This window comes from Paenibacillus sp. Mc5Re-14, from assembly GCF_001049835.1.
In the GTDB taxonomy this organism is placed as follows: Bacteria; Bacillota; Bacilli; order Paenibacillales; family Paenibacillaceae; genus Paenibacillus; species Paenibacillus polymyxa_C.
On sequence record NZ_CVPD01000001.1, the window covers coordinates 2828534 to 2846464 of the forward strand.

Below are 17931 nucleotides of genomic sequence, written 5' to 3' on the forward strand. Positions count from 1 at the left end.
TTGTATCCTTTGATGATTCGGTGTCAGATTGATAGCAGACATGTACAAAGTTGGAGGGATAGATGATGGGAGAACAGGGATTTGCTGCACAGGAGAGAACGGCCGTTTTGGAGCGTATGGGGCGTGAGCATTTTGATATTTTAATTATTGGCGGCGGCATTACAGGGGCGGGAATTGCACTGGACGCAGCGGATCGTGGTTTGAAAACGGCTCTGGTGGAAATGCAGGATTTTGCAGCAGGTACATCCAGTCGTTCTACCAAGCTAGTGCATGGTGGTCTTCGTTATTTGAAGCAATTTGAGGTAAAGATGGTAGCCGAGGTCGGGAAGGAACGAGCCATCGTATTCGAAAATGGTCCTCATGTGACCATTCCGGAGCGTATGCTGCTTCCTTTTCACCAGGGTGGCACATTTAATGCTTTCACCACTTCTATCGGGCTACTGGTGTATGATTTCCTTGCTGGCGTGAAGCGTAGTGAGCGCCGCCGCATGCTGGACATCCAGGCTACGCTGGAGCGCGAGCCTTTGCTGAAGAGAGAAGGACTGAGGGGAAGCGGTAGTTATGTTGAGTACCGCACTGATGATGCTCGCCTAACGATTGAGGTGATGAAGGAAGCCGTTACACGAGGGGCGCTGGCCGTGAACTATGCCAAGGCTGACAAGCTGCTATATGACAGCGGACGAATAAGCGGCGCTAGTGTAACCGATCGGGTAACGGGAAAGCCATACGAAATCAGGGCTTCGCTGGTCATTAACGCTGCCGGACCATGGGTAGATACGTTGCGGGAAATGGATCGCTCCAAAGAGGGTAAGGTGCTTCGCCTGACGAAGGGTATCCACTTGGTATTCGATGCTGGGCGCTTCCCGCTTCAACAGGCAGTGTACTTCGATACACCGGATGGACGCATGGTATTCGCGATCCCGCGTGACGGCAAAACCTATGCAGGTACGACCGATACGGTGTATGAGGGGGATACGGCGCATCCCCGGATGACCGCCGAAGACCGGGCGTATGTGCTTCAAGCGATCAATGGGATGTTCCCGGATGTGAAGCTGACGGTTACAGACGTGGAATCCAGTTGGGCAGGGGTACGGCCGCTCATTTATGAAGACGGTAAAAGCCCTTCAGAAATCTCACGTAAGGACGAAATCTGGGAATCCCGTTCAGGTCTGATCACGATCGCAGGCGGCAAGCTGACAGGTTACCGGAAAATGTCCGAACTCGTCGTGGATCGTGCGGTACGTGAATTAGGCCGCTTGCATGGGCAGAGCTTTCGGGCATGCCGCACAAGGCATATCCCCATTTCGGGCGGCAGTGTAGGCGGCTCGGCGGGTTGGGACGCTTTCGTGAGCAAGCAAGCCATAGCGGGCGCTGCGCTCGGTCTGCCGCCGGAGACCGCCAGAGCATGGGCTGTTCGCTATGGTTCAAATGTGGAGCGACTGTTTGCTATAGCGACACAGAGCATGAAGAACTCCACCGAGACGGAAGCGGCGCTACCTGTGGAATTGCGTGTTCCGCTTCTGTACGCGATGGAACAGGAAATGACGGTGACACCGTCTGATTTTTTCATACGTCGCACTGGAGCATTGTTCTTCCAAATTGACGAGGTGAAGCGCTGGAAACAGGCTGTCATTGCATGGATGTCCGAATACGCAGGCTGGAGCGCCGAGCAAGAACTCCAATATACGACTGAGCTGGATGCTTACCTGTATGAAGCTGTGACACCTGTAGAGATAGAAGCCGAACCCGGCGCCATTAAAGTCATCTGATATAGCTTAAGGATGCGTATCCTTGACCGCTCCGCTTCTCTACAATTGTTTCGTTCGCATCACTGCTTTCAGCGAAAAAGGGGCCTACAAAACAAAAGCAGCGATCCTCTATTCATAAGAGAATCGCTGCTTCTTTGTATACAGATGGCTTACAGCATCAAGTGGAACAGGAAGGGCGCAGCCGCCAAGGTAAAGAGAGCGGCGAGCACCATCGAGATGCTGGAAATCGTGCCTGTCAGCGAACTGAATTCGAATGCTTTGGAAGTACCCGTACCATGAGCACCGGTACCGAGCAATACCCCGCGTGAAACTTCATTTTCGATACGGAACAGTTTGACGATCATCGGGCCGATAATAAGACCGCTCAATCCGGTCAGAATAACGAATACCGCCGTGACTGTCGGGTTACCGCCAATCGTTTGCGATACATTCATCGCAATAGGTGTCGTAATCGAGCGAGGAATCAGGCTGCTCAGCAGCGAGGAGTCCAGGTGCATCCACTTGGCGAGCGCCATGGAGGACAGCACGGCTACGACAGATCCAGATAACACACTAAGCACGATTTGGGCCGCGTGTTTTTTTAACACAGGGAAATATCGGTACAAAGGGACAGCAAATGCAATCGTAGCTGGCTGTAGCAGCATGGATAGAAAATGAGCGCCTGAATTATAAGAACGGTAGTTCACACCCGTCAACGTCAAAATCAAAATGATAACTACAGGTGTAATGAGCAATGGGGACAAATACACCTTGGGCAATGTGCGGTACATGCGTTTGGCCATCCAGTAAATAGCAAGTGTTAATACAATACATAGAAGACCGGTCATGATGATTTATGCTCCTTTCGTTTACCAAGCAGACTGGCGATCATACCTGTGCAGGCCATCACCAGAAAGGTGCCGAGCAGCACGACCAGCATAATGCTCATGCCATCGTGTTCCAGCATCGGCCAATAATTCATAACGCCAACAGCGGAGGGAATAAAGAATAATAGCAACTCGGCCAGCAACCAGTTTGCGCCAACCTCGATCCAGCTTAGTCGGACCACACGGGTTTGCAGCAGAATAAAGAGAATTAGCATACCGACGATACTACCGGGTATAGGCAGGTGGAGCCAGGAGACCACCGCGTTCAGGATGAGCGAAAAGGCCATCAGGACGGCGATCTGAAGGACACCGCGTATGAAGCTTTTCATATATAAAGTCTCCTATCTTTGAGATCCGTTATTTTCAAACTGTAATGAAATTTTACATCACAAGCTTTCATGAGTAAAATGCATATAAAGAATGAAGTCTATTCCGTTTGTCTATGGAAGAAGGTGTAGCTTTGGATATCCGACATTTGCAATATTTTCTGGAAGTCGCGCGGTTGCGAAGCTTTACGAAGGCAGCACAGAGCATGTTTATTACTCAGCCGACGATTAGTAAGACGATTAAAAGCCTGGAAGAAGAACTGGGAGTTACTTTGTTCGATCGTATTGGCAAAAGAATCGAACTCACGGATGCGGGCAAGGTCATTGAGCTTCAAGCACAAGCGATTGTGAAGTCCTTTCAGAGCTTGTCCTCGGAGCTGAGTGATTTGATGAACCTGAAAAAAGGACATATCCGCATTGGTCTGCCTCCTATGGTCGGATCGAGCTTTTTTCCGCGTGTCATTGGAGAGTTCCACAAGGCCTTTCCCGATGTGACCATTCAATTGTTCGAGGATGGAGCGAAGAAAGTGGAGCAGGACGTAGAAGCTGGGGCACTGGATATCGGGGTGATTGTGCTGCCTCCGGTTGGAGATATGTTCGAGACATTTCTATTTGTGGAGGAAAAGCTGAATTTGCTCGTTCATCCCACGCATGCATTGGCCGACTGCAAGGAGGTGCCGCTATCTGCGTTAGCAGAGGAGGCGTTTGTGCTGTTCCGTGAGGATTTTACGCTACACGACCGTATCATTGCCGAATGTGTTCGTGCTGGCTTTCAGCCGCGTGTAGTCTATGAAAGCTCTCAATGGGATTTGATCAGCGAAATGGTTGCTGCCAACCTGGGAGTAGCGTTATTGCCGGAGGCGATATGCCGGGATTTGGATTCCGAACGCTTGCGTATTCTTCCATTGGTAGATCCTGTCATTCCTTGGCATTTGGGGATGATCTGGCGGAACGATCGTTATCTGTCCTTTGCTGCCAGAGAGTGGATATCTTTCACACAGCGATTGTTGCGGACAGAATATGGCGGAAGTCGTCGGTGAGAAGGACGGATGTGGCTTACATCATAAAAAAGCTGCCCTGAGGGGCAGCGAAGTAGCTTGCTTCTATGAGTGTGTTTGGTTTATTGCGCGCTTGGTGTGAAGGTACTTGTCCATAATACGGTCAAGCCTGGAGGATTTGTCCAATACACGTTCATCTCTTAATCCGTGTAAGTCAGCCATGCGATTCAGTTCACGGCGTTCTTTTTCCATGAGTTTTTCCAATTGTTCGAGGTTCACAAAGCCCACCCCCCATGTCGATTGTAAGGCATGTCTCCACTAGCGGCAGCAGTTTTTTTGATAACGATGTTATTTCCATTTTACCACTTTTTATTAACATTAATCCAGCTTTCCTGACATTTAGCGACTAATAATTATGGTTTTGCCAACTCTACCCGATTGCGTCCTGATCGTTTAGCTTCATATAACGCTTCGTCTGCTTTTTCCAATAAAAACCTCGATGCAATAACAGGAGAGCTGCCTGCTCCGATGGATACGGTTAAGGAGATTATGGTTCCGTCATTCAAGAGAAAACATTCATTTTCCACAGCTTTTCGAATCTTCTCGGCAAAGCCTGCCGCCTTTTCGATATCACAATCTCCGAGTAAAATGGCAAATTCCTCTCCGCCCTTACGGGAGGGGTATGCTCTCGTTGTAGATTCCCGGTTTAACAGAATTCCCAGTTGGCTTAAGACGGTGTCTCCGTTCAAATGGCCATACGTATCATTAATTTCTTTAAAGTGGTCAATATCTAGCATCACAAGTCCAAAGGGTTTTTTTGTAGTCTTGGAAGTATGAATTACCTCTTCGAACAGTGCATCAAAAGCACGCGGACTGTATAACCCGGTTAAATGATCCCGATTTGCAGCTTCTTCCAGTAGATGAATGGCCCGCTCAGTCTTTTTAATATGATGCATCATAAAATAGGCGAACAAGCCGCCAAGTGTCTTAATGGTTGTGAATATAATAATAGATCCATAATGGGGATGACTAGCCACATAAAAAGTGGCTAACAGCGACACAACTGTAGATCCAAGCACGGCTGACATCCATTTGCTGAGTTTTAGGATTTTTTCTCGAATAAAGGTAAGGGAAACGGCTAGTGTCATGATGCCATTGACCGTAGCAATCAGGGAAACCTCTGTCCAACTGCCAGTGATGTAAATACGGTACAGGATAATGATCAGGGTGGTTAGCAGACCGGATACCGATCCTCCCATATAAACAGATACGATAATCGCCAATTGGCGCAGATCGACCACAAAATCCCCGGGGATCCATAAACCGGCCATCATTAAAAGAATACCAAACAAGCCCAACATTAAGCCGTTTATTACCCGATGTATATATCTATGTTTTTCCAGGTAACGTTCGTATTTTCGTAAAAGCAAATTTCCAAAGAATAAGAAGCTTGTTAATAAAGCAAAATTGTTAATTAATTCTTTTAACATGTCCCTGTCCTTTATGCTGTAATGTGAGTTGTAGTATCTTGGAATAAAGTAAGACCTCGTTTCTATATTTCGGTAAAAAGTAGATATGAATGAATACCAATCGATCACAAACGATTCTTATGTCCCTTACGTTTCGTTGATCTACGTGGTACAGTGTAAGGACTATGACCGGAACGGGTGATCGCATGAAGGAACCAATTCACATATCGGTGCGTCCACTTGTGGAATATGTGCATCGGAGTGGCAGCATTCAAAGCGGTTTTCGCTCGAATAGCAGTATGCAGGAAGGAACTCGTGTGCATCAGGCTATCCAGAAGAGTTACAAGGAGCATGACCGCAAAGAGGTACATTTACGTACCGAAATTTCGTATGAGGGTGAGTTGTTTATCATTGAGGGCCGCTGTGACGGATTGATTGAGCTGGACGGTGTATGGACGGTTGATGAAATTAAATCGATCTCTCAGCCCCTCGAAGATATTCAGGGGGACGGCCACCCCGTGCACTGGGCACAAGCATTTCTGTATGCCTATATGATTGCTCGTGAGGAGCAGCATCATTCCATGCAGGTTCAACTTACTTATGTACAAGCACACAGTGAAGACATTCGTCGCTCCAGACGGATGCTATCTTTTGCAGAGCTGGAAGCTTTCGCCCAGGAGATGATTGCTGGTTATGCACCGTATGCATTCCTGCTGAGAGCACATGCGGCGAAGAGGGATGCCAGTATTGCTATGTTGGAGTTTCCTTTTGACACGTATCGTTCAGGTCAGCGAACTTTAGCGGGTTCAGTGTACAAGACGATTGCTGAAGGAGTCAACCTGTTTGCCAAAGCGCCCACAGGTATCGGTAAAACGGTGTCCACCTTATTTCCTGCAATTAAGGCGATTGGTGAAAGGCTGGCTAGGCGAGTATATTATGTAACGGCTCGTACCACGACTCGCGCAGCAGCTGAAGAAGCTTATGCCCGAATGCAGGCCCAGGGGCTGCACATGCATGTGGTAACGCTGACGGCGAAGGATAAAATATGCTTCAAGGATGAACATGATTGTGATGCTGGATCATGCAGCATGTGCGAGGGCTACTACGACCGGATCAACGGTGCAGTATCCGATATTTTGGCGAATGAGACGTTAATGACGCGGGCGGTGATTGAGCATTATGCACGCAAGCATAAGGTATGTCCCTTTGAATTTTCACTAGATGTGGCGTATGCCTCGGATGGTATAATCAGTGATTATAATTATGTTTTTGATCCACGGATTTCTTTGAAGAGATTGCTGGAAGAGCACAAGCGAAAAGGTGTTGTGCTGGTGGATGAGGCGCATAATCTGGTGGAACGCGGTCGGGACATGTTTTCGGCGGAAATCCTGAAATCTTCTTTTTTGGAACTGAAAAGAGAATTTAAGTTGCTAAGCCCGGAGGTTGCTACGACTGCGAGTGCAGTGAACGCACATATGATTACGCTGCGCAAGCTGCATGCAGATACAGGAAAAGCAGTGGAAACAGCAGCACCGCAAGAGGTGCTGGAGTTGTTGGTGCCTTTTGTGGAGGCCGCTGAACGTGAACTGGTGACAGGGAGCAGTACAAGCCGCGCAAGCAGTGAAAGTACGGCCTACGCATTGCTTTTGGATACGTATTTTACCGCTCAAAATATGCTGCGAATCGCTGCTTTATACGATGAACGTTACGTTACTTATATTGAAGCAGGGCGCAGTGAGGTGAGGATCAAACTGTTCTGCCTCGACCCTTCGCACTTGCTGGGACAGGCTGTAAAGAACTACCGCTCGACTATTTATTTTTCGGCGACGTTGACACCGCTTGCTTATTACCGGGACATGCTTGGAGCAAGCGAGGAAGACTATACGTTACAGGTCCCTTCCCCTTTCCATCAGGAGCAATGGGATGTACGTCTGCTGCCGCTCTCCATCCGTTATCGGGATCGTGAGCGTTCTAAAGGGGCGATTGCGGATATGCTGGCTGGATTGGTTGCGGAGCGGAAGGGGAACGTCCTCGTGTTTTTCCCGTCTTATCCGTATCTGCGAGAGGTATACGAGGAGTTCATGCTTCGGGACGTGTGTGCAGATACATTGGTACAAAGTCCGGGTATGACCGAACCGGAGCGTGATCGGTTCCTAGAGACCTTCCAACCTGGGCAAGAGCGCACCCTGCTCGGCTTTGCCGTACTAGGTGGTGTCTTTGCTGAAGGTGTCGATTTACCTGGGGATCGCTTGAACGGGGTAGTGGTCGTCGGCGTCGGCTTGCCGCAAATTGGAGCGGAGCGGGATGTGCTGCGGGATTATTTTTCGGAACAGGGACGAAATGGTTTCAACTATGCGTATGTATATCCGGGGATGAACAAGGTTCTTCAGGCAGGTGGCAGACTTATTCGCACAGAGCATGACGAGGGGCTGCTGGTCCTGGTAGATGATCGTTTTGCCAAGGAGCCATATGCTTCTTTGCTGCCAGATGAGTGGAAAAGCTACCGTTTGACGGAACAAGCGGGATTAAGGAAGGAATGGATGGACTATGAATTTTAATTTTCATAATGATTCCATACGCGGGGTGCTGCGTAGCTTTGGACATGAGGATGCAGAAGTAGATAATATAGAGACATTTGTGACATTTGCGCGCTTGGCTAACGGTATTTTCAGAGAAATGGATACAGATTTGACCAAACTGGGGGCTTCTCAGGGCCGGATTATTGTTCTTAGTTTGTTGCATTGCCATGCGCCGCATCGCATGACACCATCGGAGTTAGCGGAAAAAGCGGATGTCACGCGTGGGACCATGACAGGACTGATCGACGGTTTGGAGCGAGATGGAATGATAGAACGTGTGGCTCACGAGAGTGACGGACGGATGGTGACTGTCGGATTAAAAGAGGCAGGACGGGAACTGTTAAGCAAGATAGTCCCTTATTATACGAAGTTGATCCGGTCGTGTATGTCTGAGTTTACGCCGCAGGATCATAAGATGATGAAGGGTTTACTGGGGAAAATGAAAGGCGGTTTTGAGCAGTCCTTGCCGAAAAGCTGAATCCCTGATGTCGGGAATAAGGAATAGGAGAGGGAAATATGTTCTTTTATACAGATGAGGTCTATGAAGGCCGTGATTTTGGCTCAATGGATGCCAGAGAAGGCGAGTGGAGAAATTGCGAGTTTACCCGATGTCGCTTTCGGGGTGTGGAGATGAATGAGTCCCTTGTGGAAGACTGTACTTTTGTGGACTGTGATTTTACCGGAGCCATTCTGAATGCATCTCACTACAAGGAGTCCGCTTTTACCAATTGTCTATTCACCAGCGCGAATCTGTTTGTAGTCCGGTTTGATAACTGTAAGCTGGTAGGTTCAGACTTTGCGGGGGCGAATATGGATGGTATCACGATTACGGGCGGAGACTGGTCTTATACGAATTTGCGTCATGCAGATTTAAGAAAACAGGATTTGCGAAAAATACGATTCAAGGAAGCTGATTTATCCGAATGCCATCTGGAAAAGGCAGATTTGCGCGAGGCGGATCTTACCCGGGTAAGGCTGCACAAAGCCCACCTTCAAGGAACCGACCTGCGCGGTGCGAAGATGGATGGCGTGAATTTTAAAGATCTGGACATCACCGGAGCCAAGTTGGATATCGAACTGGCAGTAGCAGTGGCCCGCTCTTATGGTGCCAAGATAGATGGTTAAAAGCACGGAGATACAGGAGCTGTCACGACCTGTGTTACCCCGTGCTGGAGAATTGGAGGAATACTAAATCTCTGACAGGTTAATCTTTATGGGATGCTGGCAGTAGCGGAATCGCTGCTTCTGGATTCTGATTTGGTAACTTATCGACACCTACAGGATCTAGAGGTTGCTGTGGTACCGTCCAGTTGCGTGCCGTATCTGCGGCAGTTTGCTGCTCCAGCAGGCGTTTAGCCACTTCGTAGCACTCATCGATATGCCGATTGCCAATGGTCCGCATCGCAGTAAAGCCAATCGCTGCGGCTAGTCCTTGCCCCAGTAGAGGGACAAACTTGCTAACCTGCTTGGTGGCGATGCGAATGCCCATTTTCTGCAAAATCTTCACGATGGCTTCTCGGGTGATGAGTCGCCCGATCAGCTTGCTGCCAATTGAAGTGATAAAGCCATACACCATCGACTTGGTTTCTGCATCCAGACCATCCAGCTGCTGCTCAGATAATCCGAATTTTTCATTAATGGCAGGCAGCAGCTGCATCAAAATGCCGACATCAGCAAGAACGTCAGCCCCCGGAATCGGGACCAATACAGCTCCTCCCGAAGCTGCAGCCCTTCTCGTTACCATGGATTTGCACTCTTTGCGGATCTGCTCCAACTCTTCTATGGTTCGGGCTGTCATATGCATCTCTCCTTCCTACGCTTCCGATTAGGACCCATGATTCTACCCTGTTATTACACACATTTCTACCTTGATTAAGCACGGAGCAAACAAAAAAATCCCTCATTCAGGCGCTATCGCACATTTACTCCTGTGAAGCGATCAGGCATAATGAAGGATGGTTGCTGATAAGAACAAGCCTGTTTTACGGGGATAAAGGAAGGAAGAGACAGATGAGTCAGACAAACGTTTATTTTAATCATGATGGTGGCGTGGATGATTTAGTATCCCTGTTTATGCTGCTTCAGATGGAGCAAGTTCATTTGACCGGAGTATCGGTTATTCCAGCAGATGGTTACCTGGAGCCGGCGACGGATGCCAGCCGAAAAATTATTGATCGTTTTGGACAAAATAAAGGGCCTGTTGAAGTCGCCAAGTCTAATTCACGCGGTAAAAATCCGTTCCCTGCCGCTTGGCGTTTACATTCATTCTATGTAGATGCATTACCTGTGCTGAATGAATCGAGACGAATGGAAGCGCCGCTTTCATCTCTGCCAGCTCATCAGCATCTGATCGAAAAGGTACGCGGAGCTGAAGGTAAAACGCTGTTGCTATTCACTGGACCGCTAACCGATCTGGCACGGGCGCTGGATGAAGCACCGGATATTGAAGCCAAGATTGAAAAGCTGGTATGGATGGGCGGCACCTTTGAAAAAGGGAATGTGGAGGAGCCGGAGCATGACGGTACCGCAGAGTGGAATGTGTTCTGGGACCCGGAAGCGGCCTATCGGGTGTGGCAAAGCGGCATCACGATTGATCTGGTGGCGCTGGAAAGCACAAGCAAAGTGCCGTTAACTCCAGCCGTACGCAATCGTTGGGCTGCCGAGCGCCGTTATGAAGGCGTTGATTTCCTGGGCAATTGCTACGCTGGATGTCCTCCGCTCGTGTATAGCGAGACGAACTCTACCTACTACCTGTGGGATGTACTGACCACTGCATCCGTAGGACGCCCGGACATTGTCAAGAAAAAGACGGTGCATTGCAGCGTTATTGCAGAAGGCCCAAGTCAGGGCAGAACGGTGGAACAGGCGGATGGACGCCCTGTGAATCTGGTATATGATACAGACCCGGAAGCCTTCTTTACGTATATGGCGGATTTGGCCAAGCAGGCTGCTCCCAAACGTTACTAAACCCAACTGTGTACAAATGTGTGGCATAAAGTGATCATACTGCCTAGTGCGTATTCATAGCTAAAACCCGTGACGCTATCGGTCACGGGTTTTATTACTGTAATTGGCCCCACATGATTGCAAGCCTACCGTTTGTTCAGGCTGACTCCTGATATGTTTTTAGGGTAAATTGGAGCGTTATCTCCGTCCCGTTACCAGGTTCGCTAACCCCTGTCATTGTACCATTCATTCGTTTCAACAGCTGTTTGGTAATCTGCCAACCCAAGCCGGGATTGCCATAGGAGGGAGAGGGCCCGAAGTCATGCTCCAGCCACATTTTTAGTTTATTTGGAGATATACCAATCCCCGTATCCTTTACCCTTACTTCCAATTCAGCCTCAGGCGCATTGGTCACGAACTGGGTATTTGCAGATAAGGTGACTGATCCTGTGCTTGTAAATTTCACTGCATTATCTACCAAATTGATCAGCATACGGCGAATTTTAGCCTCATCCCCGATAAAAATAGGCGAGCTTGCAAGATTCCAATCCAACCTCAATTCCAAATTCCGTTGCGCAGCTACCTCTGTGTACAAGCTCAACACATTTTCCATCATCGTTCTCAGATCAAATGGATCTTCAATGTCATCGATTTGCCCGGATTCAATTTTGCTGTAATCCAGAATATTATTCAACAGCATCATAAGCGAGCGACTGCTAGCTTCCATAATACTCATATATTGCTGTTGTTCCTCTGTTAACTCCGTGGTCATCATTAGATCCGTAGCTCCCCATATTTCAGTGAGCGAAAAACGAATTTTGTTACTCAGGGAAGAAATCAAATCCAGCTTGCTCATGGAAGAAGCTTCTGCATCGATCTTGTCTTTTTCCAGTTCAACCACATAACCCAGAAATACAGCCATAGCCTTGAGAGCCTTCATTTCTGTTTCAGTCAATTGTGCAGATGGCGCATCCAAAATACAAATGGTTCCATACCCCTGGCCATTTTTCATACGTATGGGTATTCCCGTAAATGAGTGATTTCCAATGGTTTTAGTCACATCTAAATCACGTGTTTGCGGATGAGTAGACGTTTCCGAAATGGTGAGGTGATCCGCGGAATGGTTCAGCACCAGACTGCAATAGCTAAGCTCAAAAGGAAGCTCCTCTCCGTTACGAACCAGCACTTCTTCCCGGTTAAATGAATCTACAATTACATTGGTAACCCCGTCATTAGCGGCAATAAAAATGGTATTAACATGTAGAATATCACTCAACACATCAATGACATGTGCGGTAGCCTCTTGAATACTATTATAAAAACCTGTAGGTGAAGTAGTCATATGTCTCCAATCTTGATGCAAAGTGGTGGTGATCAAAACTCTAATAGTTTGTGTACCCCATTCCTGTTCCTCTGAATGTATTGTTGGAGCGTATCCTTAATTATACATCATTATTTCGTTATAAACCTGAGTCTAACTACTTCCAATTACCTATTCGTTTGCACAAAACTTCATGTCGTAGGCCGAATGCTAGCCTTTCTGGGAAGATTTTTGTTTGTATATTACACATTCACGAAAAAATATGATTATTTTCATTCTGTTTTCATAAATTCATATGTAATCTCATGATATGAAAATTGTGTAATAAAATAGGAGGATGGAACCAGTAATATCATGTAAATATTCTATATAATAGGTTCAGAGGTGGGATTATGAATAGACGGGAAGCCCTAGATCACTTCCATAAGACCTATGCAGAAGATATGTTGCATGAGAAATTATATCAGGTAGCGGTCTTGTATGAGCATAGAAAAGAGGAACTTATCTTCTCTTTTATCCAATCTTTTCAATCGATTTGCTTACAAGCCAATTCTGCAGAAGCGGACAAGACAACAATTGGATACATTACCTATTCTATGAGGCGTACGTATCTAAGGGAGCGCATTTATAACTATGTCATTGAGGTCTATGGTGCGAACTGGTACTTTGATCCTCTACCTTATCGTGGAACCTATGATGCAGGCTGGGCGTTCGGACTGTTGGCAGAACTGGAGGATGAATTGAGTCAGCTTCGAAAACCTTATATGAATAAGGTTATTCAGCCGGATGTCGAGCGATATGTGCTTCAGGCTGCGTGGGAATTTCATCACTACATTTTGAAATTAGCCAAGGACGCTATGCAGCAGGCTGTACAACTGCCTGAGTTCAAGGCGTTGAAATGCGAGGATGATTTGGAAATAAGAATAGGAGAGTACAAAGGGATCAGTGAGGCGGTGTATTCAACGGCTTATGGAGTATTACATGATTCAACACGATAATCGAATAACAGAGTATATGTTTCCAGTGGAGATACATCGTGGACAATTACGGGAATGGGCCGAAGGCTCACTATATACTGATGAAGAGTCTGTTTTGCAATGCTATGTATCGGGCGATGCAGACTATATTGATTTTATAGAGCAACCGGTAGCCATTGTTTCTGAACAACTAAAGGAAATCTTTGATATATATCAAGCCGGATTAAGCTGGAGGCTGATTGTTTTTGCCGATATGCAGCGTATGCAGCAAACGAGGTATTGGCTGGCTCATCCGCCTAGTCTGATGTGTTTATCACCACTTACTGAATATCATAGAGACGGTACACTGAAGAAAATCATTTTAGATGAATATGCAGTGGAGAATCATAAGATATTCAGGGTTCAGCATGGCAGTCAGCATATCATTGTGGATCTAGATGTGGCTGAATGTATTTTGAAGTTTAATCTGGCTGGCTTGAAATTACAAAAGGTCGATACGGAGAGGCCGTCTATATAAAGGAGAGTCCGATCATGAGTGAGAGCTATGTAGTGGATGGGGCGCAGATACACTGTACCTATGGAAGTCATTCGGGCAGGTTTAGTGTTTCAGCTAACAGGGGGATTAGTATTGGTGATAAATTGCAGGGAAATATTCAGGATTTTCACCCGCAGACGCATATCCCATCTTTCGGCATGTGCCGTAGTATGCACAACCCTGCAGTTTCTTCTGCTAGCAAGGGCAATTCTGGGAGAATCATTCCGCAGCCCTGCAAGCCGAGTATTTCTATGCCTTGGTTGAATGGAAAGAAGGATGTATACGTAGATCAGTCTCCGGCTCTGATGAGCTGCTCCACGAATCTATGCATGTGGTGCGGGAAAATTTCATTCACGTCAGACGGGCAGGAATAGCTACTCATTGTAGAAACATCACATGTTAAGACAAATGGGGGGAAGAAGATGGGACTGGCTGGAACTGTGCTGACTTATGGAAATATTAGAGTAAATGCACCGTATGAAATCGTCCGGCTGCTGGATATTCAATTGACACAGAAGGTAAATGAGCACGGCAAAGTGTACATCACTGCTCTCATACCGGATGAGGACCATGCTAAGTATGATGGTTTAGCGCATGATGAAGATGTGCTAGAGGTATACGAGATGGATGAAGATCGAGGCACAGTAAGCATCTTTAAAGGAATCGTCACCAATATTAGCATTGGATTCAAAAATGGTGTATATCACATGTACATAGAGGCTGCCTCTTTCACATATATACTGGATCGACAACGGAAAAATCGTTCTTTTCAAAACGGGAACTTGACGTATTATCAATTGTTTCGGGAACTTATAGATACCTATCCACATGGCGATTTTATTGACCTGACAGACAGCGATCAAAAGCTCGGCGGCTTTACTATTCAGTATGGGGAGAGTGATTGGGAGTTTCTGAAAAGAATGGCCTCTCATCTACACTCCGGATTGATTGCCGAGATTACATCCGTGTTCCCGAGATTATGGTTAGGTACCTCGAAAGAACAGGTGAAAGGTGAACTACGCAGCATTAACTTTTCCCTCCAAAAAACAAAGTCAGGCCCCCGGTATACATATGCTGAAGTGGAGGATACGAAACGTTTTGAACTTGGAGATGTGGTCTCGTTTCGACGAAAGCATTGGATTATTGATCAGGTTCATGCAGAGATGAAGCAAGGTATTATGACCTATGACTATGTTCTCGTTCCTGAAGAGGGTAATCCGAGGGAGGTTATACATAATCAGTTTATTAAAGGTACCTCTATTGAAGGGAAAGTTATTGATTTAAATAGTGAAAACGAATCCGTTAAACTTCACTTGTCCGTGGATTCTATGCAGTCCAAAGTCGAAGGGTGCTGGTTTTCTTATCCCACCATGTATACCGGTGATGGGATCGGTTGGCATTGTATGCCTGAGTTGGGGGATCATGTCCATTTGTATTTTCCATCCAACAATGAAAAGGAAGCCCGTGTAGTTCAATCCCTACGTAAGAGAGACTACAAAGGAGATGAAATCAGCCAGCCGTCAAGAAAGCTGTTTCATACCAAAACACAAAAAGTGGCGAGATTCGATGATAAGGAATTAGCCCTCTCCACCCAGAAAGAAAAAATACTTGTACGCTTAAACCCTGCATCCGGTATTCACGTGTATAGTCACCATGATCTCACCTTTCACGCAGATACAGACCTGGTGCTGCACGGCAAAAAAGTACAAATGAACGCTACGCACGAAATATCTCTAACTTGCAAAACCAGCTATATCCGAACCGATGGAACACTTCATATCAAGGCTAGTAAGTTCATGAAAAGTCAGGTGCCTGATGCCGAACTGAAAGCCTATAAATCCCTGGTTCAAGAATTGAAGGGAAAAGGGTATCCGCAATGGGTGCAGAATTTGCTTTTGCAATATAAAACGGACTACTACAAAGCCGTGGCAGCAGGGGATAAAAAGGGAGCCAAGGAAGCAGCAACCAAAGCCAAGCAATTGCGCCAACAGGTGGCAGAAATAGATCGTATGCCTGCCTGGGCCAGAGCGCAAATGCACGAATACACGTCCCAGTGGTGGGAAGCACATGGCGCCAACGATAAAGCCAAGCAAAAGCAGATGCATCTTCTCGCCAACCAACTGCGTGACAACGTGCTAATCAACGAGCTGATTCGTGGGCATTCAGACAAATCCTATCTGGATGCGAATCGGCTGGAGGAGCTTTCCGGGCAATACGCCGATGCGGCTAACAAGCTGACTGTTGCCGATCAAAAGGCTATGGCTAAGGAAGCGGCGGCCCTGCGGAGTAAGTACGGGGTGAACAGTCAGCTTGCCAGAGAGAATTTGAACAAGCTTGCCAAGAAGTATCCAGACAGCTTCTCGTACAAGCTACCAACTACAGGCGATTGGGATAAGGAGCTTAATGCCGCTTTGCATGATTTTGCGAAAAAATATGGGCTGGAAAATAAGGGATATGGTCGTGATGTGCTGGCCGTATACCTGCATCAAGTAGCCAATGGGATTCTTCCATGGCCTAAGGTTAATAAGGCTGCAACGCCAATAGTTCCAACAACGACAACAACGAAAACGGAACCGGGCAAGAAGCCACCGACTACTCCTGAAAAGCTGGCGAAGGACAAAGCAAATGAGGAAATAAAGCCCACACCATCCGATAGTTCTGCTGAGCAGAAAAGGAAAGCCATTGTAGAATTCGCCAAGAAGTTTTTAGGTAGAATCCCTTACTGTATGGATTCTAAAATTAGAACGATGAAGCTTGATCCCAACAACCCTCCTGAGTATATGGACTGCTCTGATTTTAGTTCCTCAGTGTACTTGACCATATTAAATGTGCATATAGGCGGTACTACAAGGGATCAAATCCATCGGGGGACGAAAGTGAGTCACGAGAATTTACGAAAAAGCGGGGACTATAAGAACCTCAAATTAGGTGACTTGATCTTATTTGATTGGGGGAATAGGGGAGAAACCGAATTTATACCAGACCATGTGGGAATATATATTGGAGATGGAGAGTTCATTCACGAGCATGGTCGTGCACAGACTCGTAACCAAATGAAGAAGGATAACAAGCCATCTCACAATGTAACAATAGATAAATTGAGCAAAGATTGGAAGGGGTCTTACGGTCTTATATATAAGAACGTAATAGCAGTTAGGCGTATTATACAAGATGATGGCTCAATCAATTATAAATAAGAAAGTAGGTAGTGATTTGAATATCACAAAAATATCTATTGTTGTGTTTATTCTGGTATGGTCGTTAACAGGTTGCACAAGTTTGGAGTCATTTGAGAAGGGGCATGTTTCCCAACAATCAGAGAGTACAGAGAAAAATGTGCAAGCAAAGCCTAGGCCTAGTCTTGTAAATGAGCAGGAGTTGAAGTTGAAAAGTAAAAATGATTCTAGTAATAAACATCCTAAGCCTAAGACACTTAAACAATTTTATGAATTGCAATACAAATATATTGTTCCTTCGATGGAAAAAGAGATAAAAGAATTTAAACGGCTTGTACAAGAAACTACAAAGGATGAATCTGACTACAACCTAATCTTGACCTATCTTAAGGGTACTTATATTAAGCAAACCTATCAAACAGATGAGAGCACGAATGATGAAATAGATAGAGAATTATTAAAGATTAAAAAAAAGTTTAAATCTCCTTTACCAATTTATGCAGATACTTCTGTCCTTGGTGGCTTAAGATTTTTGGTACTAGTGAGACCAATTGATGAAAGTGACTCTCGATATAAAAAAGTATTAAACAGTATTAGAGGGGATGAGAATGAAGCAGATCTGCTTCAAACTTTAGGCGATAAATACAAGAAATACGTTTTAGATCTTTATGTTAAAGATTATTTTGGAGTATATGAAGACGCTAGTATTACTTCAATAAATTTTGATACTAACGATACAAGAGATAAGATGATGGTTGTATTAAACCAAGAATTACAATCGACAGTATTGCAGCATAATCGGCAAGTAAATGATACTAATCTCATGCCTGATCATAGGTGGCACTTGATTGTTCTTGAAGATACAGATACATCATTACCTGAGACGATAGTCCTTCGTATTAATTCCAAGCTGTTTTCTCAAGAGGAAATAGCACTAACTCGATTAATGGGTAGGCTTTATTGAGAACG

The 17931-nt window shown here is 46.1% G+C and carries 17 protein-coding genes; 11 read left to right on the forward strand and 6 right to left on the reverse strand.

Translation table 11 applies throughout. From position 1 onward, the window contains the following. The first annotated feature begins 65 nt into the window (after nt 1-65). Nucleotides 66-1769, forward strand: a complete 1704-nt coding sequence (locus BN1546_RS12850; RefSeq protein ID WP_090737801.1) for a glycerol-3-phosphate dehydrogenase/oxidase — start codon at nt 66-68, stop codon at nt 1767-1769. Between the two features lie 149 nt (nt 1770-1918). Here BN1546_RS12850 and BN1546_RS12855 read toward each other — a convergent pair whose 3' ends face one another. Both BN1546_RS12855 and BN1546_RS12860 read right to left on the reverse strand, forming a co-directional pair. After that, nucleotides 1919-2596, reverse strand: a complete 678-nt coding sequence (locus BN1546_RS12855; RefSeq protein WP_013373600.1) for a CidB/LrgB family autolysis modulator — start codon at nt 2594-2596, stop codon at nt 1919-1921. Then, complete coding sequence (locus tag BN1546_RS12860; protein ID WP_013373599.1) at nt 2593-2964, reverse strand: CidA/LrgA family protein; 372 nt, start codon at nt 2962-2964, stop codon at nt 2593-2595. Before BN1546_RS12860 ends, BN1546_RS12855 begins: the two co-directional genes overlap by 4 nt. A 131-nt stretch (nt 2965-3095) precedes the next feature. Here BN1546_RS12860 and BN1546_RS12865 point away from each other — a divergent pair, with 131 nt between their 5' ends. Then, nucleotides 3096-4001 carry a cidABC operon transcriptional activator CidR gene (locus tag BN1546_RS12865; RefSeq protein ID WP_173364608.1) on the forward strand — a complete coding sequence of 302 codons (906 nt, stop codon included), beginning with the start codon at nt 3096-3098 and terminating at the stop codon, nt 3999-4001. A 63-nt stretch (nt 4002-4064) separates the two neighbouring features. Here BN1546_RS12865 and BN1546_RS12870 read toward each other — a convergent pair whose 3' ends face one another. Continuing rightward, nucleotides 4065-4238: an aspartyl-phosphate phosphatase Spo0E family protein gene (locus BN1546_RS12870; protein ID WP_013373596.1), complete on the reverse strand. Its 174-nt coding sequence runs from the start codon at nt 4236-4238 to the stop codon at nt 4065-4067. Between the two features lie 134 nt (nt 4239-4372). Then, complete coding sequence (locus tag BN1546_RS12875) at nt 4373-5449, reverse strand: diguanylate cyclase (protein ID WP_058711221.1); 1077 nt, start codon at nt 5447-5449, stop codon at nt 4373-4375. 164 nt (nt 5450-5613) lie between these two features. Here BN1546_RS12875 and BN1546_RS12880 point away from each other — a divergent pair, with 164 nt between their 5' ends. Genes BN1546_RS12880 through BN1546_RS12890 form a run of 3 tightly spaced genes read left to right on the forward strand, consistent with a single transcriptional unit; the run spans nt 5614 to nt 9132 of the window. Beyond that, nucleotides 5614-7986 (forward strand): ATP-dependent DNA helicase, encoded by a 2373-nt coding sequence (locus BN1546_RS12880; protein WP_090737803.1) that lies wholly within the window; start codon nt 5614-5616, stop codon nt 7984-7986. Then, entirely contained in the window at nt 7976-8485 is a 510-nt protein-coding gene (locus tag BN1546_RS12885) for a MarR family winged helix-turn-helix transcriptional regulator (RefSeq protein ID WP_013373592.1), read from the forward strand. The genes BN1546_RS12880 and BN1546_RS12885 overlap by 11 nt, the downstream gene beginning before the upstream one ends. Before the next feature lie 38 nt (nt 8486-8523). Next, nucleotides 8524-9132: a pentapeptide repeat-containing protein gene (locus tag BN1546_RS12890; protein ID WP_025676762.1), complete on the forward strand. Its 609-nt coding sequence runs from the start codon at nt 8524-8526 to the stop codon at nt 9130-9132. Nucleotides 9133-9211: 79 nt separating this feature from the next. Here the strand turns inward: BN1546_RS12890 and BN1546_RS12895 are convergent, their stop codons facing one another. Then, the gene (locus BN1546_RS12895) at nt 9212-9805 is read right to left on the reverse strand and encodes a hypothetical protein (RefSeq protein ID WP_025676764.1); all 594 of its coding nucleotides are present in this window, start codon (nt 9803-9805) and stop codon (nt 9212-9214) included. Between the two features lie 212 nt (nt 9806-10017). Here BN1546_RS12895 and BN1546_RS12900 point away from each other — a divergent pair, with 212 nt between their 5' ends. Next, entirely contained in the window at nt 10018-10974 is a 957-nt protein-coding gene (locus tag BN1546_RS12900; RefSeq protein ID WP_090737805.1) for a nucleoside hydrolase, read from the forward strand. 136 nt (nt 10975-11110) lie between these two features. Here BN1546_RS12900 and BN1546_RS12905 read toward each other — a convergent pair whose 3' ends face one another. Continuing rightward, entirely contained in the window at nt 11111-12295 is a 1185-nt protein-coding gene (locus BN1546_RS12905; RefSeq protein ID WP_025676766.1) for a sensor histidine kinase, read from the reverse strand. A 371-nt stretch (nt 12296-12666) separates the two neighbouring features. On the opposite strand from BN1546_RS12905, the gene BN1546_RS12910 reads away from it, so the two are divergent. Genes BN1546_RS12910 through BN1546_RS12930 form a run of 5 tightly spaced genes read left to right on the forward strand, consistent with a single transcriptional unit; the run spans nt 12667 to nt 17926 of the window. After that, on the forward strand, nt 12667-13272 hold the full coding sequence (locus BN1546_RS12910) for a hypothetical protein (protein ID WP_090737807.1): 606 nt from the start codon (nt 12667-12669) through the stop codon (nt 13270-13272). Continuing rightward, nucleotides 13256-13768, forward strand: coding sequence for a hypothetical protein (locus BN1546_RS12915; protein ID WP_090737809.1), 513 nt, complete (start codon nt 13256-13258; stop codon nt 13766-13768). Before BN1546_RS12910 ends, BN1546_RS12915 begins: the two co-directional genes overlap by 17 nt. A 14-nt stretch (nt 13769-13782) precedes the next feature. Beyond that, nucleotides 13783-14160 carry a DUF4280 domain-containing protein gene (locus BN1546_RS12920; protein ID WP_090737811.1) on the forward strand — a complete coding sequence of 126 codons (378 nt, stop codon included), beginning with the start codon at nt 13783-13785 and terminating at the stop codon, nt 14158-14160. A 48-nt stretch (nt 14161-14208) separates the two neighbouring features. Further along, nucleotides 14209-16983, forward strand: coding sequence for an NlpC/P60 family protein (locus BN1546_RS12925; RefSeq protein WP_090737813.1), 2775 nt, complete (start codon nt 14209-14211; stop codon nt 16981-16983). Next, nucleotides 16958-17926, forward strand: a complete 969-nt coding sequence (locus BN1546_RS12930) for a hypothetical protein (protein ID WP_090737816.1) — start codon at nt 16958-16960, stop codon at nt 17924-17926. Before BN1546_RS12925 ends, BN1546_RS12930 begins: the two co-directional genes overlap by 26 nt. The last annotated feature ends 5 nt before the right edge of the window (nt 17927-17931 follow it).

What these genes read in the sequence shown, in the direction of transcription:
- BN1546_RS12850 (WP_090737801.1), top strand. Translation starts at nt 66, where the DNA reads ATGGGAGAACAGGGATTTGCTGCACAGGAGAGAACGGCCGTTTTGGAG.
- BN1546_RS12855 (WP_013373600.1), bottom strand. Translation starts at nt 2,596, where the DNA reads ATGACCGGTCTTCTATGTATTGTATTAACACTTGCTATTTACTGGATG.
- BN1546_RS12860 (WP_013373599.1), bottom strand. Translation starts at nt 2,964, where the DNA reads ATGAAAAGCTTCATACGCGGTGTCCTTCAGATCGCCGTCCTGATGGCC.
- BN1546_RS12875 (WP_058711221.1), bottom strand. Translation starts at nt 5,449, where the DNA reads ATGTTAAAAGAATTAATTAACAATTTTGCTTTATTAACAAGCTTCTTA.
- BN1546_RS12880 (WP_090737803.1), top strand. Translation starts at nt 5,614, where the DNA reads ATGACCGGAACGGGTGATCGCATGAAGGAACCAATTCACATATCGGTG.
- BN1546_RS12885 (WP_013373592.1), top strand. Translation starts at nt 7,976, where the DNA reads ATGAATTTTAATTTTCATAATGATTCCATACGCGGGGTGCTGCGTAGC.
- BN1546_RS12890 (WP_025676762.1), top strand. Translation starts at nt 8,524, where the DNA reads ATGTTCTTTTATACAGATGAGGTCTATGAAGGCCGTGATTTTGGCTCA.
- BN1546_RS12895 (WP_025676764.1), bottom strand. Translation starts at nt 9,805, where the DNA reads ATGACAGCCCGAACCATAGAAGAGTTGGAGCAGATCCGCAAAGAGTGC.
- BN1546_RS12900 (WP_090737805.1), top strand. Translation starts at nt 10,018, where the DNA reads ATGAGTCAGACAAACGTTTATTTTAATCATGATGGTGGCGTGGATGAT.
- BN1546_RS12905 (WP_025676766.1), bottom strand. Translation starts at nt 12,295, where the DNA reads ATGACTACTTCACCTACAGGTTTTTATAATAGTATTCAAGAGGCTACC.
- BN1546_RS12910 (WP_090737807.1), top strand. Translation starts at nt 12,667, where the DNA reads ATGAATAGACGGGAAGCCCTAGATCACTTCCATAAGACCTATGCAGAA.
- BN1546_RS12915 (WP_090737809.1), top strand. Translation starts at nt 13,256, where the DNA reads ATGATTCAACACGATAATCGAATAACAGAGTATATGTTTCCAGTGGAG.
- BN1546_RS12920 (WP_090737811.1), top strand. Translation starts at nt 13,783, where the DNA reads ATGAGTGAGAGCTATGTAGTGGATGGGGCGCAGATACACTGTACCTAT.
- BN1546_RS12925 (WP_090737813.1), top strand. Translation starts at nt 14,209, where the DNA reads ATGGGACTGGCTGGAACTGTGCTGACTTATGGAAATATTAGAGTAAAT.
- BN1546_RS12930 (WP_090737816.1), top strand. Translation starts at nt 16,958, where the DNA reads ATGATGGCTCAATCAATTATAAATAAGAAAGTAGGTAGTGATTTGAAT.